The 22337-nt window shown below is 42.4% G+C and carries 19 protein-coding genes; 6 read left to right on the top strand and 13 right to left on the bottom strand.

Features of this window, described 5'->3' with window-relative positions; translation table 11 throughout:
• Positions 1-2: 2 nt before the first annotated feature.
• The 5 genes from VMW78_03775 to VMW78_03795 form a co-directional block, all read right to left on the bottom strand.
• Positions 3-584 (bottom strand): hypothetical protein, encoded by a 582-nt coding sequence (locus tag VMW78_03775; GenBank protein HUV50121.1) that lies wholly within the window; start codon positions 582-584, stop codon positions 3-5.
• Positions 584-820, bottom strand: coding sequence for a MerR family transcriptional regulator (locus VMW78_03780; GenBank protein HUV50122.1), 237 nt, complete (start codon positions 818-820; stop codon positions 584-586). The genes VMW78_03775 and VMW78_03780 overlap by 1 nt, the downstream gene beginning before the upstream one ends.
• A 503-nt stretch (positions 821-1323) precedes the next feature.
• Complete coding sequence (locus tag VMW78_03785; GenBank protein ID HUV50123.1) at positions 1324-2466, bottom strand: site-specific integrase; 1143 nt, start codon at positions 2464-2466, stop codon at positions 1324-1326.
• Positions 2467-2795: 329 nt separating this feature from the next.
• On the bottom strand, positions 2796-3170 hold the full coding sequence (locus VMW78_03790; GenBank protein ID HUV50124.1) for a NifB/NifX family molybdenum-iron cluster-binding protein: 375 nt from the start codon (positions 3168-3170) through the stop codon (positions 2796-2798).
• A gap of 20 nt (positions 3171-3190) precedes the next feature.
• Positions 3191-4045, bottom strand: a complete 855-nt coding sequence (locus VMW78_03795) for an NAD(+)/NADH kinase (GenBank protein ID HUV50125.1) — start codon at positions 4043-4045, stop codon at positions 3191-3193.
• A gap of 370 nt (positions 4046-4415) precedes the next feature.
• Between VMW78_03795 and VMW78_03800 the strand changes: the two genes are divergently transcribed.
• Together VMW78_03800 and VMW78_03805 are read left to right on the top strand one after the other, a co-directional pair.
• Positions 4416-5690, top strand: coding sequence for a class II fructose-bisphosphate aldolase (locus tag VMW78_03800; protein ID HUV50126.1), 1275 nt, complete (start codon positions 4416-4418; stop codon positions 5688-5690).
• Positions 5691-5692: 2 nt separating this feature from the next.
• Entirely contained in the window at positions 5693-6193 is a 501-nt protein-coding gene (locus VMW78_03805; protein ID HUV50127.1) for an NUDIX domain-containing protein, read from the top strand.
• Positions 6194-6481: 288 nt separating this feature from the next.
• Here the strand turns inward: VMW78_03805 and pgi are convergent, their stop codons facing one another.
• Positions 6482-8113 carry a glucose-6-phosphate isomerase gene (gene pgi, locus VMW78_03810; protein ID HUV50128.1) on the bottom strand — a complete coding sequence of 544 codons (1632 nt, stop codon included), beginning with the start codon at positions 8111-8113 and terminating at the stop codon, positions 6482-6484.
• Positions 8114-8681: 568 nt separating this feature from the next.
• Here pgi and glnE point away from each other — a divergent pair.
• Positions 8682-11573, top strand: a complete 2892-nt coding sequence (gene glnE, locus VMW78_03815) for a bifunctional [glutamate--ammonia ligase]-adenylyl-L-tyrosine phosphorylase/[glutamate--ammonia-ligase] adenylyltransferase (GenBank protein ID HUV50129.1) — start codon at positions 8682-8684, stop codon at positions 11571-11573.
• Between the two features lie 5 nt (positions 11574-11578).
• Here glnE and VMW78_03820 read toward each other — a convergent pair whose 3' ends face one another.
• The 5 genes from VMW78_03820 to VMW78_03840 form a co-directional block, all read right to left on the bottom strand.
• Positions 11579-12103 (bottom strand): 3-isopropylmalate dehydratase small subunit, encoded by a 525-nt coding sequence (locus VMW78_03820; protein HUV50130.1) that lies wholly within the window; start codon positions 12101-12103, stop codon positions 11579-11581.
• Between the two features lie 29 nt (positions 12104-12132).
• Entirely contained in the window at positions 12133-13416 is a 1284-nt protein-coding gene (locus tag VMW78_03825) for a 3-isopropylmalate dehydratase large subunit (GenBank protein ID HUV50131.1), read from the bottom strand.
• A gap of 292 nt (positions 13417-13708) precedes the next feature.
• Positions 13709-15505, bottom strand: coding sequence for a translation elongation factor 4 (lepA, locus tag VMW78_03830; GenBank protein HUV50132.1), 1797 nt, complete (start codon positions 15503-15505; stop codon positions 13709-13711).
• 1 nt (position 15506) lies between these two features.
• Positions 15507-16031: a dTDP-4-dehydrorhamnose 3,5-epimerase gene (rfbC, locus tag VMW78_03835; protein ID HUV50133.1), complete on the bottom strand. Its 525-nt coding sequence runs from the start codon at positions 16029-16031 to the stop codon at positions 15507-15509.
• A 26-nt stretch (positions 16032-16057) separates the two neighbouring features.
• On the bottom strand, positions 16058-17164 hold the full coding sequence (locus tag VMW78_03840; GenBank protein ID HUV50134.1) for an aminopeptidase P family protein: 1107 nt from the start codon (positions 17162-17164) through the stop codon (positions 16058-16060).
• 273 nt (positions 17165-17437) lie between these two features.
• On the opposite strand from VMW78_03840, the gene mqnB reads away from it, so the two are divergent.
• Both mqnB and VMW78_03850 read left to right on the top strand, forming a co-directional pair.
• Complete coding sequence (mqnB, locus tag VMW78_03845) at positions 17438-18172, top strand: futalosine hydrolase (GenBank protein HUV50135.1); 735 nt, start codon at positions 17438-17440, stop codon at positions 18170-18172.
• A 3-nt stretch (positions 18173-18175) separates the two neighbouring features.
• Positions 18176-19012 carry a 1,4-dihydroxy-6-naphthoate synthase gene (locus tag VMW78_03850; GenBank protein ID HUV50136.1) on the top strand — a complete coding sequence of 279 codons (837 nt, stop codon included), beginning with the start codon at positions 18176-18178 and terminating at the stop codon, positions 19010-19012.
• A 5-nt stretch (positions 19013-19017) separates the two neighbouring features.
• On the opposite strand, the gene VMW78_03855 is transcribed toward VMW78_03850, so the two are convergent.
• Both VMW78_03855 and VMW78_03860 read right to left on the bottom strand, forming a co-directional pair.
• Entirely contained in the window at positions 19018-19887 is an 870-nt protein-coding gene (locus tag VMW78_03855) for a menaquinone biosynthesis protein (protein ID HUV50137.1), read from the bottom strand.
• Positions 19888-19974: 87 nt separating this feature from the next.
• A complete protein-coding gene (locus VMW78_03860) occupies positions 19975-21120 on the bottom strand; it encodes an amidohydrolase family protein (protein HUV50138.1) in 1146 nt (381 codons plus the stop codon).
• Positions 21121-22028: 908 nt separating this feature from the next.
• On the opposite strand from VMW78_03860, the gene VMW78_03865 reads away from it, so the two are divergent.
• A partial coding sequence (locus VMW78_03865; GenBank protein ID HUV50139.1) for an acetylpolyamine amidohydrolase occupies positions 22029-22337 on the top strand: 309 nt, incomplete at its 3' end.

The raw sequence follows: 22337 nt of genomic DNA on the forward strand, positions 1-22337 counted from the left end.
CCCTATTCATTTATTTTTTTCAAAAGAGCAACTTTTTTCTCGACCAGTCTATCCTTACTGTCCTGTGCGTCTTCAAAGGAAAGAGAACACCAAGTTTTTAAATCGCCTTTATCGAAAGGCTTTCCCGGCCTTTTTAATTTCTGAGATTGTGCAAGCTGCTGATCTGCCCGCATTTCTGAAAGATTTTTCTCCAAAGTTCTTAAGGCATCTTCTCGAAGTTTTAAAAAATCCTCTTCGGTTTTTACAGCCACCACTGCCGCCTCAAGGCGTTTCTCGTGGATTTTGCAAACCGCATCATAGCAATCTTGCAAAAATTTGTGAAAGCTGCTGTCCGAACTTCGGGAAGCAAGCAAATTCATTCTTTCAAGATTGAGACTATAAATTTCAATAAAAAATTTACCCTCATCAATACCGCACCGGCCAGACTCGCGGTTGTCATAGAAAATATGCTGGCATGTGTCGGCTAATTTTTTTTCGCAGTAATATTTATTATGTTTAGACAATTTCACACCTGGCAGCCCCTTTTGCCGCCGTGCTTCGGCCTGTTCTTCTTCCGTCAAAACTCTTATATTAGGCTCATACATTATAAAACTCCCTTCAAAATTTCATTAATATCAACATTTTTGTATCCTGTCTTTTTTAAGCTTTTTATCGTCAAGAGCCGCTCAATGGTTGTTTCCGGCCAGTAATTACTTGCGCCATATCGGCCAAAAGACTTAAACTGTGGCACTGGTAGCCAGCCAGCCTTGACATATCGGGAAATGGTTTTACTGCTCAATCCCGTCATCTGCATCAATTTTTTTGTTCTTAATATCTTCATTTAAAAGTCCAAGTGTAGAAGTCAAAAGGTCAAATTTTTTTGCCTCTGCCTACAGCGCACCGGTTTCGATCTTGTGTGCTTCCATCCAATCAAGAACATCCTGCAATAGATATCTGACTGACCGCCCCATCTTCACGTAAGGGAAGCCCCTGCCGCAATGTCTATCGTTGCGCAAGGTTTGCAAGGCACGGCATGTTATTTCGCAGACTTGTTTTTCGTTAATATACTTTTTCATAGACATTCACCCCATCAAATTTGTTTTCTTTTCTCCCAAAATGATGAAAACAAATGATTGTTTCAATCTTTTTTTGAAGATCACTGTTTTACTTTGCAATATTTTGGCAGTTGAAAACCTATAAGGCTAATAATATCAAGCAGATAATAGAAATTGAAATAATATAGGGTAAAGCAAAGGAAAAAGAAGTATGGTATTTTGTCTAAATTAAGGACTGGGGTGTGGTATTTACTAAAAAAATAAGGGGGGAATTTACTTCTTTAAAGGTTCACGGTCTTCCGATTTTGGATATATTTTTTACAGCATCGGCAACGATATTACCGGCCAGATTTGAAGCTGCCACAAGTGTTTCGTCTTGCAGGTGTGCATATCTCTGTGTCATTGCAGGGCCTTTGTGGGTTAGCAGTTTCTGGAGGGTGTACATATCGACCTTGCCTGAACTGGCAAGCATTGACGCAAAGACATGGCGAAGGCCGTGCAAGGGCCGGAACTTTGCAGGCAATCCAGCTTTTCTTTTTATCTTATTTATGGGTTTTGAAATATTTACTAACTGCTTGCCCTCACGTCCCGGAAATATAAAAGGGCTTTCCGTTCGTGGGTGATTTTTAAGCAGTTCTCTTGCGGCATCGTTCAGGGGGATTACTTGATCAGTGCCGCCCTTGGGATCTACAATATTTATAAATCCACGGTCAAAATTAACGTGTTCCCATTTCAGTTTCAGCATTTCGGATCTTCTCATTCCAGAAAATAGCGCAAGTTTCATTATAGGCCCAGCTTGCGGGTGTATGTCGTTATCAATGGCCTTCAATAAGTCTTTTATTTGTTCAGATGTTAAATCTTCAGTAACCAGGTTTGAGACTGTAGGTTTTTTGATACGGAAGGGAAGCCCAGGACATAAACCTTTTTTAATACCAAAGTTTGCGATCCAGGTGAGAAGGTTAAGAACATGTTTTACGGTTTGCGGTGATTTCTCTTTTAAAAGCTTTATTCTAAGCCGGTCAATATCCAAGGCTAAAATATTTTTAGGTTCGGTATCACCAAAAGGGGCTTTCAAATACTTTTCATATCGGCCTAAATCAGTTTTAAGACTTTTGCCAGGTGTCCTGCCTTTGATATATTCATCAAAAAGCCTTTGGATTGTCAACTTGTCGGCCTCAGCCTCTTTGAGGGCATGCTCTTGTTTACGTTTCGCCTTTCGGGTTAATCTTTTGCCTTCGATTAATTCTGACCGTATATGTGCCGCCCTGGCCGGGGTCATGTCATCAGCATATTGACGCCCTGCTTTTTCTTCAAAAAGTTTGCCTTCCTTTTTATAGACAACATAAAAAACTTTTTCGCTCCCTTTGCCACCGATTCTTTTTGATTCCCGAAAAAATACCCCAGGATATGTTGTTTTTTTTCGCTTTGACATAAAACCTCCAATATTGTATTAATTGGATTATAATTTTAGCCGGAAACCTGTTTAACCCTCTGTGTTTACATGATAAATATTTCTTTGGTTTCCGGCTTGCAAGTCCCAAAGTTGGAAAAAGGCGGGAATTACTTTCCAACCCTATTTCCAACCTTTTTTCTATATATCAGAGTAAAAAAAAGTAAGTCAAGAAAAAAAGAAAAAAATAAATACTGTGATATTAATATGATATTAAGGGGGTTTAGTAAAAGAAGGTAAAAAGAGGTAAATTTAAGCTTACGGCCTGTCAAGCCGGAGGTCGCGAGTTCAAGTCTCGTCACTCCCGCCATTTAATGTCCGCAACCACCGGCATGACCGGCACAAGCATTTTTTATTGACATCTCCGGCATTATGCTGTTTTGAAATAGATTAATATTGTCTCGAACAGTACCTTCACAGGCTCTGTAAACTTTTACCCCCATTGCATTTAATTTGTTTATAGCACCCGCTCCAATACCGCCGACAACTATAGCATCAACAGATTCCCCATTTAACGCTTTTAAAGGATTGCACATACCATGGACATGACCCAGGTCCTGATTATTAATTGTATCTGTTGTGCTTGTTTTTGTGTCAAAAATAATAAATACCGGCGCTGATCCAAAATGGCCATATACAACACTGTCTAAACTTTTATCCGATTCAACGGGAAAACAAATTTTCATTTTTTCTCCTTAATATCCGCCTACATACGCGCGCCACTCCACCTTAGCTTGGCTTTTAAAACATCAAAATAATTCTGATCCGGCATCATTATCATGTTTACAGGGTGAAGCCCTTTTTGAATTATGATGGTATCATTATTATTTATCTCCAGGCCGGCCTGACCATCAAAGCTTGCAATGATATCTGATGACTTTTCTTCAAACTCGATTTTCATGCATACAGAATCAGGAACTATCAGAGGCCGAACAGTCAGTGTAAAAGGACAAATCGGGGTAATTATGATGCCCTGGACTTCCGGATGAACAATCGGGCCGCCTGCGGAAAGTGAATAGGCTGTCGAGCCGGTAGGTGTTGAAATAATAAGACCGTCGGCTCTGTAGGTAGTCAAATAGCGATCATCAATATATGTTTTTATACTTGCAAGCCCTGCAAATGCCCCTTTAGTAATGACTATATCATTTAATGCTGTTTCATCCGCCAGCTCCCTGCCCTCTCTGATTACTTTGACCTGAAGACGCATTCTGGGGTTTATATCAAACCTGGAGGTTAGAATATATTCGGCAGCGGAAAAAAGGCTTTCCTCTGCTATTTCAGCAAGAAAACCGAGTTCGCCGAATTTAACCCCTAAAATCGGAATATTCTGATCCCCTATCCAGCGAACAGCTCTCAAAAAGGTTCCATCACCGCCAAGCACAAAAACACACAACAGATCAGGCGGAGCAAATGATTTGCTTTTGCTTGAAATTTTGCGACTCGGACGCGGGCTTGTTTCCCTTATAACATCCACGCCTCTTGATCGCAGCCAGGCTTGAAGTTCATCGGCCTTCCTGCCTGCTTCTGCATCCGCTTTTACAAATAGTCCTATGCTTTTCAAAATATTCGGCCCTTTATTATTGTTGATGAATTCGTAAAAAAACGAATTCATCAGGTGTTAAGTGTAAAGTGTTAGGTGTTAGGTGGTTAAAGCAATTGCCTGTTTAATCATACCCTTAACACTTAACACGGTTCACAAAAAGTGGTTTTTTGACTTTTTACGACGCCATAATATTTAAGTAATCTTCTATAATTTTATTGCGCAACCTGTCAATCTATTCCAATGGTAATAGTTCAGCCACAAAGGCACTAAGAGTGGCTGAGCCATTACCATTGGAAGCTAAGCTTGACTACTTTATCGGTGTGTGCTTTATATTAATTTGGGACAAGATAAAATAGTCACGCAACAAGGTAGCAAAGGAGGTTTAGTTATGTCGGAAGATTTTGAAAGAGCTCTTCAGATAGGTCGTCCGCCAACTGTGGCAAAGCTTTTCCCTAATTCAAAGGCATTGATAGTAAGCGGAAAGTTTATAGATAAAGCCATGATTACAAAGGGTAATGCCATAGCAATGGCCGCCAATGGAAGAAACCACTTTATAATACGTGGAGCCCTTCAGGCAGCCCAAAGGGCAAATTCGGTTATCATAATAGAAATAGCCAGATCCGAAGGTGGCGCCGATGCTTATTGCGCTGTAAATTACTGGAACATTGCCAGGCAGGTAGATGCCATATGCAACGAGCTGGGGATAACGATCCCTGTTGCCATACATGCGGATCATTACGGCATTAAAAAGGAAGAAGATATTAAAGGGGCAAAAATAGAGATCCCCACACTGTTTGAAGCAGGCATGACATCGATCGCCATAGATGCATCACATATGCCGGATGATAAAAACCTGCTTGCAAATATTGAACTGAATCCTTTTGTACCAAAGTGGGCCGGTCTTGAAACCGAAGTGGGTGAAATCAAGGGAAAATCAGGGCTTTCCACCGTTAATGAAGCCTTGTTTCTCATGCAGGGCTTGAATGCGCATGATATTTTTCCGGACTGGATTGCCTTAAACAACGGAACAACCCACGGAATTGAGGCAAGCGACCAGGGGATACAGATTGAATTGACCGCTGAAATTCACAGCGCCCTGTTAAAATATAAGGTTTCAGGCGCCCAGCACGGCACATCCGGGAACAACTCCGATAAGTTAAGAGCCATAGCCGCTAAAACAAGAACTACCAAAGCCAATGTGGCTACTGCCCTTCAGATGATTTCATGGGGCCTTGAGGTTAATGATTATGGAAACGCCATCCTGGATGACAACGGTGATTTCATAAAGGTCAAAGATCAGGGAATGACTGAATCAATGTGGGCTGAAATGGCAGCTTATGCCGAGTCAAAGGGGATTAAGGGAGGAAACTACAAGAAACTTAACCTTCCATTTGAAAACAGGCTTCTTGGCCAACCAAAAAAGATCAGGCAAAGGATGGCCGACAGGGTTGAAGAATTTGTCCATAACATGCTTGTGACCGTATTTAATGCAAAAGATTCAGCGCCGCTTGCCATTGAGGCAATACTGACAACAGGTTCATACGATCCTGGATTTAAAGCAGAACGGTTTGAAAACCCTGATGAATGGACCCGTGAAAAGATAATCAGACGTGCGGCTGCAATCTCAACAGATAAGGGACAAAGCGGAAATTTCGACGATTAACCATGCAAAAAAAAATATTCTGCCATTTTTGCGGAAACAGGCTTGTTGAAAAAAGGGTTAATGATAACAAACGGCTCTTCTGTGAGCAATGCAATCAGCCGATTTACGAAAACCCGATACCTGCCTCATGCATTGTTGTAATTGATAAAAATGAAAGGGTGCTTCTTGTTAAACGGAAAGTGGAGCCCAGCAAAGGGGTTTGGTGTCTTCCTGGCGGATTCATGGAGCTTGGAGAGACTCCTGAACTTGCTGCTTTAAGAGAACTCAAAGAGGAAACAGGCCTTTCCGGTCAGATAGAGATGCTTTTAGGTATCACCTCAAACAACAGCCCTCAATATGACACCGTGTTTATGGTCGGCTATCTTGTAAAAATCTATTCCGGCATCCTTAAAGCCGGAGATGATGCATCTGAAGCAGCATATTTCCATCCTGATGATTTGCCGGAAATCGCATTTAAAAGCCATAAAAAATTCATCAGGATATATTACGCGGCTTACTCATGAAAGGTGTTAGGTGTTAGGTGTTAGGTATTAGGTGAACGTCCAACATCGAACATTGAACATCGAACGTCGAATAATGATGTCGCTCCGCTCCTCAAATTATTCTAAAATCGAATAAAAAAACAAATTTGATACTCGTAACGAAAATCTTAATTAATTCTTCTGTTTCTTCATCTTTTCCCATTCAACATTCGATGTTGGACGTTCGATGTTCGATGTTCATTTTTTTTAATCCCTCAATCCTCTAATCCTCTAATCCCCTGACCCCTGACCCCTGACCCCTGATCCCTGTTACTCTGGCTTGAGTTTTCCGGAAAAAAGCGCGTCAAGGTAAAATTTTGCAATCGGATCCATGCCTTCAAAACTGTGGGTGCTTTTTTCATTTTTCTTTGCTATTTCATTTCTGATGCCGGATGCCATGGTTTTGCCGAGCTCAACTCCAAACTGATCAAATGGATTAATGCCCCAGACAAATGCCTCAAAAACCGTTTTAGCCTCATAAAAGGCTAAAAGACGGCCCATGTTTTCCGGCGACAGATCATTTAAGAGAATTGTTGAGGAGGGTCTGTTGCCTGAAAAATATTTTGCCCCGTCCTTATCTTTCTTGCCGGCTGCAAGGGCCATGGGCTGAGCAATGAAATTCGCCCAGAGTTCCTGATGATTGGTAACCCCTTTTGATTTGCAATGATACTGTTCGTATTGCGGCCTGATTGCTCCGATAAAATCGATCGGAAACGCACGCCCCTGATGCGCAAGTTGAAAAAATGAATGCTGCGCATTTGTGCCGGGCTCTCCAAAAAGAACAACACCTGTGGGTTCATCAAGAATATCTCCGTCCTCGGTCACGGATTTTCCGTTGCTTTCCATATAAAGCTGCTGGATATGAGGTGCCAGCCTGTGCAATGGAGATGCGTATGGGATAATAGCCTGGTTCTGATATCCCAGGAAGTTATTGTTCCATATACCTATCATAGCTGCAACAATGGGGAGATTCTCATGCAAAGGGGCGGATTTCGCATGATTATCCATCTCCTCTGCGCCTTTTAAAAACCTTTCAAACCTGTCATATCCTAAAATCAGACTCAGAGGAACACCTCCGACTGCTGAGGTAACGCTGTATCTTCCCCCTATGAAATCGAACATGCGAAAAGAGTGTAAAACCGAACCGCTGCCCGAATCTCCGGGGCTACCCTTGCCTGTTACTGTTACAAGGTGTTTTGCAGGATCAAGGCCCCTGTCCTTTATAAAGCTTATTGCAAGATTAGCATTTGCAATGGTTTCAGCGGTTGTATAGCTTTTGGAAATAACTATCCAGATGGTTGTTTCAGGATCAATGCATGAGGCCACTCTTCCGAAATTGTGGATATCAACATTTGAAAGATAATGGATCTCAATCCCTTTATCCGCATAAGCATACAAGGCATTTGAAACAAACTCGCCGCCAAGATACGACCCGCCGATTCCAATGACAACTACATGTTTAAAAGGCTTGCCTGTTGATCCCGTTATTTTTTTCTCATGCACCTTTGAGACAAATTCTTTTATATCATCTCTGACCTCTCTTATTTCAGGCATTACATCTATATTATCCACAAAAACAGGTTCACCTGAAAAGCTCCTTGATGCTGTATGAAGAGCCGCCCTGTTTTCTGTAATATTTACCTTTTCCCCGCTTGCCATGCGGTTAAAGTGATGTTTTAATTTTCTTGTCTCGGCAAGCTCAAATAAAAGATCCATACACTTCTCATCAACTCTCTGGCGTGAAAAATCATAAAAGATGTCTGCGCCATGCAGAGAAAAATTTTCAAGTCTGTTTTTATCTTTTACAAGATTCCTCAAATGCTTTTCAGGGGTATCCATTATTTTTGCATGACGCAAAAGTTTTTGCCATGCTAAAACATCATGAAGTTTCAAGGTGTTCATGCAATCCTCATCATTAAAAACCTTAATAATCTGTTAAATCTGCGTAATATGTGGATTAAACCCTTTTTGAGCATGATACTGTTTTAGATAAAATACCGTGTATTTCATCTAAAATTTTACAGGTATCCGCACACTCGGGAAAATCATTCTGTTTGTCGCAATCCCTGCATGGGCTTTTTACAAAATATCCGATTTCAAAATCGAATATGTAATTAAACATGTTTTTTTTGGTTAAATATTTCAAAATATCCTGTTCTCACGCAAAGGTGCCGAGCCGCTAAAAATATAGTTTTGAGTTTTGAATTTTGAATGCAGGAAAAACCGTTTTTAATTATTAATTTAACATTCAGAACTCAAAATTAGAAATTGTTCTCTAATCCCTCAATCCTTATATTTCTACCATAATAGTTTTGACTTAAAGTTTCAAGCAAAATACAAAATCAGGTTTAAACGAAGATTTTTCCCCGGAGTTTTACAAATGCAGATGGTTTATTGCATATTAGGTGCTATCTGATATATTGTAAAATTATATGTTGTTATACTATTTAAAAAGGAAATACTCTAATTTATGAAACCTGCAGATAGCCTTCCAAAGTCGCTGGAAAACGATTTTAATATTAAATGGAAATCGCTATGCGTTTCAGCCCGATTTGCAAAAAACATTTCGCGGGATAATCCTGAAATTTTTGCGGCCCTTAAACAGGTCTTTGCCTTTAGCGATTTTGTTGCGAGAAGCTGTATCCATACTCCTGAACTGCTCAAAAATCTTATTGAAAGCAATGATCTCCAAAGGGGTTATAAGGCGAATGAATACAACGATAAGCTTAAAACCGCCATCCAATCCCCGGCATCCAGCCTCCAGCATATTTTTAGACGATTCAGGATTTATGAAATGGTACGCATTGCCTGGCGCGACCTTGCCGGATGGGCGGATCTTAAAGAAACAATGGCTGATCTTTCAGCCCTTGCCGATGCCTGCATAACCCACGCGCTTTCACATCTGTATGACCAGCAATGTTTGAAACACGGCATACCCACAGGCCCTGACGGCTCCGAGCAACACCTTGTGGTTATAGGAATGGGCAAGCTTGGAGCGTGTGAACTCAATTTTTCTTCAGACATTGATCTAATCTTTGCCTATCCCGAACCTGGAAAAACAAAGGGTAAAACAGTATCAATAAGCAATGAAGAGTTTTTTGTGGGCCTTTGCAGACATTTTTTTAATGTTATCAGCGCAACCACATCAGAAGGTTTTGTTTTTCGGGTAGATACACGCCTTAGACCTTATGGGGGAAGCGGCCCTCTGGTTATGAGCTTCGATAACATGGAGGCTTACTATCAGAGGCAGGGAAGAGAATGGGAACGTTACGCGTGGATCAAGGCCAGAATTGTGGCTGATGAAAAAGGGGCGGGCAAAAATCTTCTTGAAATGCTCCAGCCTTTTGTTTACCGCAGATATCTGGATTTTGGAGTCTTTGAATCTTTAAGGGAAATGAAAAATAAAATTTCACTTGAAGTTAAGAATAAAGGGATGAAAAGCAATATTAAGCTTGGCCCCGGAGGAATACGGGAGATAGAATTCTTCGGCCAGATATTTCAGCTTATACGCGGCGGCGTTACCCCTGTTCTTCGGGAACGCCGCATCCATAATGTATTAACAGCCTTATTCCAAAATAATTACATAGAGCAAGCCACTTGCGATGAACTTATAAAAGCATATAATTTTTTGCGCAACGCCGAACACCGGCTCCAGGAATTTTCCGACCGGCAAACCCACCAGCTTCCGCTGGACTCTATAGGCAGAGAACGCCTCGCCGTATCAATGGGTTTTGTTGACTGGGAATCTTTTTCTTTGCGCCTTAACAGACACATGGAAAGGGTTCATTATCATTTCAATGCATTGCTGGCTGAAAAAGAACCGGATGGCCGGATAGAATGTAATAAACAAGAAGCAAAAATAGAAATCGAATTAAAGGGCATCTGGCAAAACCTTATAGATAATGAAAAAAGTATAAATCTGCTTTCTGATGCCGGATTTGACAAGCCTGAAAAAGTGTTACTCCTGTTGGATCATCTTCGCAACGATTCGCATACTCGCGCGCTCAGCATCGAAGGCCGGAAACGGCTCGACAGGCTAATTCCGCTTGTCCTGCAAGAAATCGGCAAATCCAGGCTCCCTTATTCCATCCTGAATCGCATAATCGATTTGATTAAAACCATTGAAAGGCGAACATGCTACATAGCCCTTCTACTGGAAAATCCGACAGCGCTTACCCATCTGATCAAGCTTGCAAATGCCGGCCCATGGATTATCTCGTTTCTATCCAATCATCCTGTGCTTCTTGACGAACTGCTTGACCAGCGCACCTTGTATGTGCCGCCTGAAAGGAATGAACTTGAAAAAGAGGTGCAAAAAAAGCTTGAGCCGATTCCTCATGATGATCTAGAAAGCCAGATACAGGAATTATGCATATTTAAACAGGTTAACATATTGCGAGTGGCTGCGGCAGATGTTACCGGCGCGATGAAGCTGATGAGAACCAGCGATCATCTTACCGAAATTGCGGAAACAATAGTAAATAAAGTTATTGAATTAGCCTGGAATTATCTGATTGAAAAACACGGCGCACCAACCTGCGTTACAGGCGGACATGCAATTGACAAAGGGTTTGCTGTAATCGCCTATGGAAAACTTGGTGGGATTGAACTTGGATATGGCTCTGATCTTGACCTGGTTTTTCTTCACGCGGGCACAAAGGGGCAAACAAAGGGTGGCATGCGCCCTATTGACAATTCACAATTTTTTGCGCGCCTTGGGCAGAGAATAGTCCATATCCTGACAACGCATACTGCCGCGGGCATGCTTTATAAAATCGACATGAGGCTGCGCCCCAGCGGAAGCGCCGGCCCTCTGGTCGGCCACATTGAATCGTTTCGTGATTATCAGATAAAAAATGCCTGGACATGGGAACACCAGGCGCTTGTAAGGGCAAGGCCGATAAGCGGCAATATTGAGCTGTTAAAATACTTTCAAAAAATAAGAAAAGAGGCGCTCGCGCGTCCCAGGAATAAATCCTTGCTTCAAGAAGAGGTATGCGCCATGCGTGAACGTATGCGCAGGGAACTCTTAAGCCCTGAACCCGAGATGTTTGATCTGATACAGGATAAAGGTGGAATTGTTGACATTGAATTTCTGGTTCAATATCTGGTGCTTTTAAAATCTCACGAATATGCCGAGCTTTTAAAATGGACCGATAATGTGCGTATTCTTGAAACACTGACACAAACAGGAATAATCGATAAAGACATTGCGATTCTTCTCAAAGAGGCTTTTCTCACCTATAGATCTGCGGTACACAAACTCAGGCTCCAGGAAAAACCTGCCAGAATACCTGAAAACGAATTTTATGGTTTGCGGCAAAAGGTAAAAAAAATCTGGAAACTCTTTCTTGAAGAGTAAAGGTTTTAATATCTCGAATCAGCATACTCAACCCATCCGCCCGCATCTACGAGTGATCGATCAAAATCGGAAACATTAAAAGATATCTCCTCTGTTAGTCCATCGGCTTTAATAATAAATATGTTTTTCCCAAGATCGGTTTCAAGAGATGTCTCTTTGCCGGAAAACCTTTTAAAAACACGGTCTATGGTCACAGCGGGCAGCTCAACCGCCATCATTCCACAGTTAAACATGTTCTGCCTGAAAATCCTTGCAAAGCTTTCCGCAATAACAAGGTTGATGTTGTTTGTTTCAAGCGCCCAGGGCGCGTGCTCTCTGGAAGATCCGCATCCAAAATTTGCCCTTGTTATAATGATATTTTTCCCTTTTATATCCTGGTTTGGAAAAAATCCATCAAGCTCTAAATCCTCTAAAAGATAAGGTTTGAGAGCGTGTTTTGAAATTTCAGTAAGATGTTTTGCTGGAATTATTTCATCGGTATTTATATCCGATCTGTCAAGGAATAGTGCCTTGCCGCTAAAATTTTTCATTATTTACTCCTTAAATATTTCCAAAGCCGTTATTTATAAAGGCTTGAATTAGTAATATACCCTGCTATAGCTGTCGCAGCGGCTGTTGCCGGACTCATGAGATGAACCATGCCGCCCTTGCCCATGCGGCCGTTGAAATTCCGGTTTGTTGTTGAAGCGCATACTTCCCCTTCGGCAAGCACTCCGTTGCTCATTCCAAGGCATGCGCCACATGTTGGATTAGTGACGCAAAATCCGGCATCCATGAATATTTTCAATATTCCTTCCTCCATTGCCTGGCTGAAAACCTTTGGAGTGGCCGGCGACAAAATACCGCGGACAGAATCGCTGATTTTCTCACCTTTTAATACCTGTGCAGCGACTCGAAGATCCTCTATCCTTCCATTTGTGCATGATCCAATATAAACCTGATCAACCTTAATCCCTTCCATCTCTTTTACCGGTTTTACCTGGTCTGGTTTATGTCCGAATGTAACCAGAGGTTCCAGTCTGCTTATATCATGCCCAATAACATCTTCGTATACTGCATCCAAATCAGGAGAAAATTTGTTAAATTCCTCAAAAGCCTCCTTTTTTGTAGCATATTCACCCTTAATAAACTCCCAGAGATATTCCACCGTCGTCATATCAGGGCCGCATATACCACAGGTTGCGCCGGCTTCAACCGCCATATTACAGCAGGTCATCCTGGCTTCCATGCTCATCCTGTCTATAACCGGACCGGCAAATTCAATTACTCTATTGGTTGCGCCGTTTACCCCAAGCCGGCCTATAATAGAAAGAATTACATCCTTTGAGTAAACCCCTTCAGGCATCTTGCCTGTTATATTTAATTTTATGGTTGCAGGATAATGAAACGCGCACACACCCTTAAGGATACCCACCTCAAGATCTGTTGTGCCGACACCTGCCGCAAACGCTCCAAATGCACCATGGGTGCAGGTATGTGAATCACCCATAATCACCGTATAACCTGGTCGCACAAACCCTTTTTCCGGAAATATTGCGTGACAGACCCCGTTTCTGCCGATGTCAAAAAAATCATAAATATTATGCCGCAATGCCCACTCTCTTAAAATTTTGCCCTGCATGGCGGTTTTTGAATCCTTTGCCGGAGTCACGTGGTCGATCACGGCCTTGATTTTAGCGGAATCAAAAACCCTGTCCTTGCCCTTGGCAATTAAATCAATTATCGCTCCAGGGGTTGTTATTTCATGGCAGAATACAGCATCCAGCCTTATTACATGAATGTTTTCCGACGGGTTATCAACCAAATGAGAATCAAAAATTTTTTCAGCAATAGTCTTTCCCATAAACCCTCCAACATATTAAAAGACGAACGTCCAACATCGAACATTGAACGTCGAATAATGATGTCGCTCCGCTCTTCAATCCCTAAATCTTTGCCACAGAAACACACGGACAAAACAACATAATCTTTTTTTCGCGAAGCGATAACTATTTTTGCCCGGCGATGTCCGCCGGACAAATGTCTGTGTCAGTCTGTGTGTGTCAGTGGCTAATTTCAGATTTCCGGCCTCTGTTTCTTGTGTTTTCCATTCGATGTTGGACGTTCGATGTTCGATGTTCATTTTTTTCAATCTCTTAATCCCCACCTGTCTTCAAAACCGCCAGAAATGCGGACTGAGGAATCATTACCTTGCCTACCATCTTCATCCTTTTTTTCCCTTTTTTCTGCTTTTCAAGGAGCTTACGCTTTCTGGTGATATCTCCGCCATAACATTTTGCCGTAACATCCTTTCTAAAAGCGGAAACGGTCTTGCGAGCTATTATTTTTCCACCAATCGCCCCCTGAATGGCAATCTTAAACATCTGCTTGGGGATTTCATCGCGCAGCTTTTCACAGATATGTCTTGCCTGTTCAGCAGCCCTGTCCCTGTGGACAAGCTGAGAAAGAGCATCTACACGCTCTCCGTTTATCAGGATATCCACCTTTACAAGATCCGTATCCCTGTAGTCAATTAAATCATAATCAAAGGATCCATAACCCTGCGTAACAGACTTGAGCCTGTCGTAAAAATCATAGATCACTTCTGCAAGCGGAAGTTCAAATATCATCTCCAGACGATTACTTGTAAGATATTGATAGGTGGTATTAATTCCTCGCCTGTCAAGGCACAGTTTCATTACCGATCCCATATAACGTTCAGGGATTATTATTGATGCGCGAATAAAAGGCTCATGAGTCCGCTGAATACCGGCAGGATCAGGATATAAAGCAGGATTGTCGATTATTAGCGTTGAGCTGTCCTGCATGGTAAGTTTGTATCGCACGGACGGCGCCGTTAGTATCAGAGAAAGATCATATTCACGCTCAAGCCGTTCCTGTACCACCTCAAGATGAAGAAGCCCCAGAAAACCGCAGCGAAAACCAAAACCCAGGGCAGCGGAACTATCCTTTTCATAAACAAGGGCAGAATCATTTAGTTTGAGCTTCTCTAAGCCGGCGCTCAATTCACCATATTCATCAGAAGACACTGGGTAGATGGAAGAAAAAACAACCGGTTTTGCCTCCTTGAATCCCGGCATGGGTGTTTTGCAGGGCCGAGCCCTTAATGTAATTGTATCACCGCATTTCGTATCGCTTACGGTCTTTATTCCCGCAATAAAATATCCAACCCGGCCCGCGGAAAGCTCCCTGCAGGGGACCCGTTTTAACTGAAATATTCCAACCTCCTCAACCCTGTAAGAAGCATTGTTGGACATAAAGGAAATAATATCACCTAAACTTATTTTTCCCTCAAACACACGAATATGGACTATGGTTCCACGGAAAGGATCATAGTGGGAATCAAAAATCAAAGCCTTAAGCGGCGCTTCTAAATCTCCGGACGGCGGCGGCAGTCTTGTTACAACCCCCTCAAGAACATCTTCAATCCCAATACCCTCTTTTGCTGAAGTAAGAATTGCGGTTGAAGGATCGAGCCCAAGGTCCTTGTCTATCTGCTTTTTAACCTTATCAATATCAGCAGACGGCAGATCTATCTTGTTTATCACGGGAATAATATCAAGATTGTGCTCCATGGCAAGATAAAGGTTGGCCAGCGTCTGGGCTTCAACGCCCTGGCTGGCATCTATCAAAAGAAGAACCCCTTCGCATGAAGCAAGAGCTCGTGAAACCTCATAAGTAAAATCCACATGGCCGGGTGTATCTATAAGATTCAAAATATATGTATTCCCGTCTTTTGCGGTATATGGAAGGCAAACAGTCTGGCTCTTTATTGTAATGCCCCGCTCCCGCTCTATGTCCATGGTATCAAGTATCTGATCCTTAAAATCCCGATCATTCACAATATCGGTAAATTGTATAAGGCGATCCGACAGAGTCGATTTGCCATGATCAATATGAGCTATGATGCTGAAGTTTCTTATATTTTTCATTTTATATATCCGAAAGACAAGGAAGCTGTTTATCCTTTTCTGAAACAATAGGGTCCTTAACCGGCCAGTCAATGCCTATATCCGGATCCGACCAGATGATTCCGCCCTCATCATGCTGAAAGTAAAAATCTGAACATTTATATAAAAAATGGGCTGCTTCACTGATCACGCAAAAGCCGTGGGCAAACCCTTCAGGTATAAACAGCTGGCGTTTGTTTTTTTCCGACAGATAAACGCCTGTCCATTTGCCGAATGTTGAGGAGCCCGGCCTGATATCAACAGCCACGTCAAATATTTCCCCTGTGACAACCTGTACAAGTTTTGCCTGTGGCCGCTTTATCTGAAAGTGCAGCCCCCTGAGTGTGCCTTTCACCGAACAGGAAAGATTGTCCTGAACAAAAACACGATTTATACTTTTCTTGTATCTGTCCTGGTTATATGTCTCCATGAAAAAACCGCGGTTATCTCTAAATACCTTTGGTTCAATGATAATTACCCCTTCAAGGGCTGTTGTAATAATATTCATAGCTAAAAAGTATTAAGTGTTGAGTGTTAGGAGGCGCAATCGAGACTGTTTAGCACCTCTGCCCCATTTTCCCTTACAACCACCATATTTTCGAGCCTGACGCCTCCCCATCCGGGTATATATATTCCAGGTTCGATTGTAAAAACCATGCCCTTATCAAGCATTGTGTCTTTAACAGGATTGAGCCCCGGATATTCATGGATGGCCAGCCCTGTTCCATGGCCCAGGCCGTGGTTGAATTTATCTTTAAAACCCATTTTTTCAATGTAGTTTCGAGCGATTTTGTCAACAGCCTTTGAACTAATGCCCGGTCTTATGGCATCAATAGCCATGCGCTGCGCATTTAACACTGTTTCATAAACCTTTGTGAAGGTTTTATCCGGCTTGCCTGTTACGACTGTTCTCGAGATGTCGGAACAGTAGCCATTTATTCTTGCGCCCCAGTCAAAGAGAATCGGCTCCCCTTTTTTTATCCTGCGATCGCCAGGTATTGCATGGGGCATGGCGCTGTTTGGGCCTGACGCCACAATGACCGGAAAGGAGATTGAGTCAGCCCCTGTTTCCCGCATCCCTTTTTCTATTTCCCACGCAGCCACCTTTTCCGTCATGCCGGACATAATATTGTTTGCGATAAAATTTTTAAAAGCCGATTCCGCAATAAAAAGAGCCTTCTTAATGTCTTTGATTTCATTATCCTCTTTTGTTACGCGAAGATTTTCTACAATATCTTCCGCTTCCACGAGTTTAATCTCTAAACCCTCGGACAAAAGCCGGCTGATGATTTTATTATACTGCATATAAGACAGGCGTTTTGATTCAAAGCCGAGTTTTTTTGTTTTAAGGCTTTTAAGAATGTTCGGCAGCTCATTTACAAGTCCGTTCTTATAACAAACTATCTCATAATCAGGGGCTTCCTGTCCAGCCTGCAGTTCGTATCGTGAATCAGTGGCAAGGATAAGTTTTGAGCCGGTTATAAAGAGAGCTCCGGCTGATTCGTCAAACGCTGTGTCTTCACCTGTAAACCCGCTTAAATAACGGCGGTTTTCCTCCACAAGAATCATAAACGTGTCAAATTTTTTTTTCGAAAGGATTTTTCTTAAAATATTTAACCTGTTTTTGATTGTTTTTATCAAAATGCCCCGCCCCCGAATTTCCTGACAATTATTACTGTTATTTAAAGCAGACTTTACAATCTGAATCAAGTGGTGTTATTATTTTAATTTATAGTATTTAAAGCTTTTGATCAATACATCAATGTTATTAACTTAGATGATTTTATTGTTAATCACCACCAAGGACACGAAGGATTTTTTTTCTTTATCTTCGTTCACTTCGTGCTCTTAGTGGTAAAAACATCGCGGTGTGCGTCTCCGAACATAATGATGCGAAATCTGAGGTTTTTTCCAATGCATTCTGATATTATCATTACAGCCGCTGTTTATGATGAATTGTCGGCTCTGATTGACAGGGTTGAAAAGCCTGTTGTTTCAAAGGTTGGATGGCGGAAAATTGTTTCCGGGCATATAGAAGGTAAGCCGGTTAAGGTTCTTATCACAGGGCCGGGTCTTGTAAATGCCGTGCAGGCTTTAACCGCGGCCATAGAAGATTCAAGGCCGTCCTTAATTATTCAGACAGGATGCGCTGGAGCCTTTAAGGAGTCAGGACTTAAAATCGGCGACATCGGCATTGCGACCGAGGAGATAGATGTAAACCTGGGCATTGAACCGGAAAATATGGATGGGCCGTTAAATGAGCTTCCTTTTTCTTTACTTGACAGTCATGGCCCTGACATTAAAAACCGTTATCGCCTTGATAAGGAATTAACAAATCTTGCTTTTAAAGCGATTAAAAAAGATTGTGCGGATAAAAATATCGGATTGATTAAGGGGCCGTTTATAACTGTTTCAGCTATAACCGCAACAGACATGAGAGCGGAAAAGCTTTATAAACAGTTCAAGCCCTGCATGGAAGGCATGGAAGGATCAGGAGCCGCGCACCTCGCGATACATTATAACATACCTTTTTTAGAGATCCGTTCCGCAAGCAACATGGTCGGAAAAAGAGATTGTGGCGCATGGAACCTTGCTCTTGCCTTTGAGAGGGCAGCCATGGCTGTTTTTGCTTTTGTGCGAAGATTTTGAGATATGAATAATAAATTAACACTTGGTTATTCAACCTGTCCGAATGACACCTTTATCTTTTATGCGCTCGCTCACAACCTGATTAACAGGTCCGGGCTTGCGTTTAAGATAGAACTCGCGGATGTTGAAACACTTAACCAGCAGGCAAGAGCAGGGGGTTTTGATATATCAAAACTATCCTTTGCCGCTATAGGTCATCTGCTTGATACATATGGAGTTCTTCGCAGCGGATCCGCGCTCGGCAGGGGCTGCGGGCCGCTTGTCGTGGCAAGACCGGGTTTTAATCTAAACCAGATCGATTCAAAAAAGATAGCAGTGCCCGGCATGTGGACAACCGCATGCATGCTGCTTGGTCTTTATCTTTTTAAAAAGCCGGATGCTGTTCCCATGCCGTTTGATTTGATTATGCCTGCGATTAAAAGGGGAGAGTTGGATTTTGGCGTGATAATTCATGAGGGCAGGTTTACCTATAAAAATTATGGCTTAATCTCTCTTCTTGATCTTGGAAAGTGGTGGGAGGAAAAGACATCTCTTCCCATTCCTCTGGGAGGGATTGCGATACGCAGAGACATAGCGCCTGAAATTGCATTAAAGGTGGAAAACGCCATACGGGAAAGCACTCTATACGGCTTTAAGCATCGAATCGAGACAGACGGTTATATTAAGAAATATGCCATGGAGATGTCATCTGCCGTGATTCGCGGGCATATAGATCTTTATGTTAATGATTTTACCATAGAGATCGGAGAACAAGGAAAAGAGGCTATTGAGGCCTTATTTGAAATGGCAAGGAGCAGAGGAATACTTCCTGAAAGCAAAAAGCCTGTCTTTGCATGTTAAGTAATTCAGCTTTTTACGAATTCATCAACAAAGGACAGAGTTACCTTTTCGGAAAGTATTTTTTCCTTGTAAAGGCTGGCAAAAAAGCTTTCAAGCCCTTTTATTTGCATTGGTCCAAGATCGCAGCACAGTCTGTCATAATATTTTTCAGACATATCAAGGCTGATTTTAAGCTTTGATGAAGCTGATTCAACGATCTGCCTGTGATGTTGACCTCCCTCTTTTTTTGAAATATGAAAAAGGTCGATTATCGCGGATAACGTATCCGGCCTTTTGCGCGCAAATGATTTTTGTACAGCCCACACGGCAAACACAAAGGAAAGACCTGTTAATTCCATCCACATATTCCCAAGGTCAAATATGTAATCATAGTGATCGCTCCATTTCTCCTTAAGCGCGGCATCTCCTATGACAAGGGCTGCATCCGCATTTTTTGGGATATCGCGGGGATGCTGGATCGCATTGATTCCAAAAATCGGCTTCACCTTTTTTTTGATGAAAAGAAGTTTTAAAAGCTCAACAGCGGTAGCTGACTCGTCTATTAGAATTACCCTTTTATTATTAAGCTTATCAAACGGATATTTGCTGACAAGGATAATGCTCATTACATCTCCGGAACATGCGATTGAAAGATCCCGCAGCAGCAGCCAATCCTTTTGATGCCGCGCATAAGCCACGGAAGAGACAGGGCTTATGTCGATTTCTCCATTTGCCATCATGTTGTTTAAAACCGACGGAGGCGCGGTGACCATCTTGAGCCACGCGGGGTTCAGCCCCTTGTCAAGCCCACAATATACCGGCGCAACATTTATATAGCTTATCCGTCCGATCTTGACCGGTGATTGCTTACGATATTGTTCAGATTTGTTTTTCATTTCTTTATTTACCGCAGAGCCGCAGAGGACGCAAAGAAGTTTATTTTAAAAAAACAAAAAACTTTTCATCTTTGCGTGCTTTGCGTCTTAGCGGTGAGATATTATTACCTTGCAATCCCCCGCAAATTCTTTATTTACGATAGCCTCCAGAAGACCTGATTTGTTTGACGCGTTTACCGGCACATAGACAAACCAGCCGCATTTTCCGGGATCGAGTGTGCCGAACCTGTCTTCGACACCCAAGGCATCAGCGCCGTTTATTGTTGCCATTGCCAATATTTCAGACGGTGGAACCAAAGGAAATGCATTAGATATAAATGCTGTTTCGTCGAACATATTTAATGAATCCACACAGGCCAAACTGTCTGTTCCAAGACATGGTTTTAATCCAGCGCCAAGCATGCCTGCAAGATCCGGCAGCCTTTGATGAAGATAATGATTACTCCTTAAGCATAAACATGCGCGAACATTATAACGCAGAAGTATCTCAAGGTCATCTTTATCAGCATGTATCAGATGGACAGCTATTGTTTTTTTATCAAGAAGCCCAAGGCGTTTAAGATATTTTACAGGGCTTTCCACGGGCAAACCCCAGGTTGAAAAGTCGATCCCTCTTTCCGTGAGAAAATCCGCCCACTCGCCTTTTCCTGTTGATAAAAACCTGATTTCATCTTCCGACTCTGCGACATGTATTGAAAACGGAAGATTGTTTTTTTGGGCGGCATTTTTTAAATTCACGAGAAGTTCAGGGGCCGTGGTGTGTGGAGCATGCGCGGCAAACGAGGTTGCAATCCCCCCCCTTTTTTCATTACATCCTGTTTTTACAATAGAACTGTTTCCAAGATATTCCTTGAACCATATACCTGCAAGGCTGGAATCTGCTAAAATATCTTTTGTAATGCCCAGGGTGGATATCTCTCCGACAACCCCTGTGCCTGATTCAATTATCTCCTTTATGCCTTGTTTTGCGCCTGTGAGCAGATTTTCCATCTCTTCTGCATTACGCAGGTTTATTAATTGCTTCACCCACGGCCTGAATCCCCTGCCGAACAGCACCCGTGCCTTTAAAGCGCACAACTCAAGATGTGTATGAGCATTCACAAAAGCAGGCATAATAGCGCCGGGTCCGTGATCAACCACATGGCTGTCGCTTGAATGTCCCTGACCCACCTCTTCAATCAGTCCATTGCAGACCCGCACATATCCGTTTTTAATAACTGTCCGCGGATCCACAAGTATCCATCCTGCCCTGTGTGTTATCCTCACACTATAGTCCACATATTATATTTTGCCATTATTTCAGATTAGATAGAATTTTTTTCAGCCCTTAAATGATTTATTCGCATTTGATTATATAGCATGTTGCCCTACCCGCAACAAAAGAATAATTTAATAAACAGGTATAAAGGGGCATATAAAGATTATCAGGTGGAGAAAAGAACCAGTTTAAAGCAATAATTGATATTGCCCCCTATTTGTGCCATTTTATGGTTAAAACAAGGGGCAATAATATAAAAAGGTTTTACTGATAACTCATAGAAAAGATAACAAATTGAACCGCAAAAGCGAGCGCGTTTCCCGCAGCTTGTCGAAGCAAAGCGGAGATCCCGTCCCATCGGGGCTGAGGAGTTAGCGAGCGAATCTGAAAACGGCCAACTTCCTTACGGTCGCTGCGAAGCACTGCCGTCAGGCAGAACATTCCCTGTAGCTTGTATGGGGAATCTTCAATTGACTTGTATATTCGCTTAATATACACTATTTTAAATTAATTTCGGTCTGTTTTTTGAACCTCAAACAGGAGGATCAGGTGACCCATCATAATATTACAAAAAAATAAAGCCCCATTTCTTCAACCATATGAAGGATGGGGCTTTTTGCTTATGCAGGCCTGGGCATGAAACCATGAACTAAAAATTATATTCTTGACGAGGAAATACAGCCCAATCTACTCATGACCCATGAAAGACAATACAAGACGCAAACTTTAATAAAAGAAGAGTTTTGAAGCTTAAAAATAAAACAGAAAAATTAAAAACCAGATAGAAAAAATACAAGACATCATCAACAAGGGTCAAAGGCAGACCTGACCCCTTTTTCACAATTCGGCGCGTAACAGTCATCGAAGACAGGAGGCACCACGAATGTTTCGCATCAGGCGCATATATGACGATACCCTTCCCCGCGACCACGAGGCCATCGCTCAGGTCCAGGCCATACTGCGGAACCAGTTCGCGGGTCTTGACGAACAGGACATCGCCAAACTCCCCCTCCAACTCAGCAACCCCATGAAGTACCGCTTCAAGTCGATCCTCTTCGTGGCGGACGGCCAGCGGGGGGATGTGAAGGGCTTTGCCCTCCTCCAGCACGCCACCGACGTGGGATTCTGCTATCTCGATTACATCTCCATCGAGCCAAAGCAGCCGGGGCGCGGGGTCGGCGGAGCTCTCTAC

The sequence above is a fragment of the Anaerolineae bacterium genome, from assembly GCA_035529315.1.
Classification (GTDB): domain Bacteria; phylum Desulfobacterota; class Desulfobacteria; order Desulfobacterales; family ETH-SRB1; genus Desulfaltia.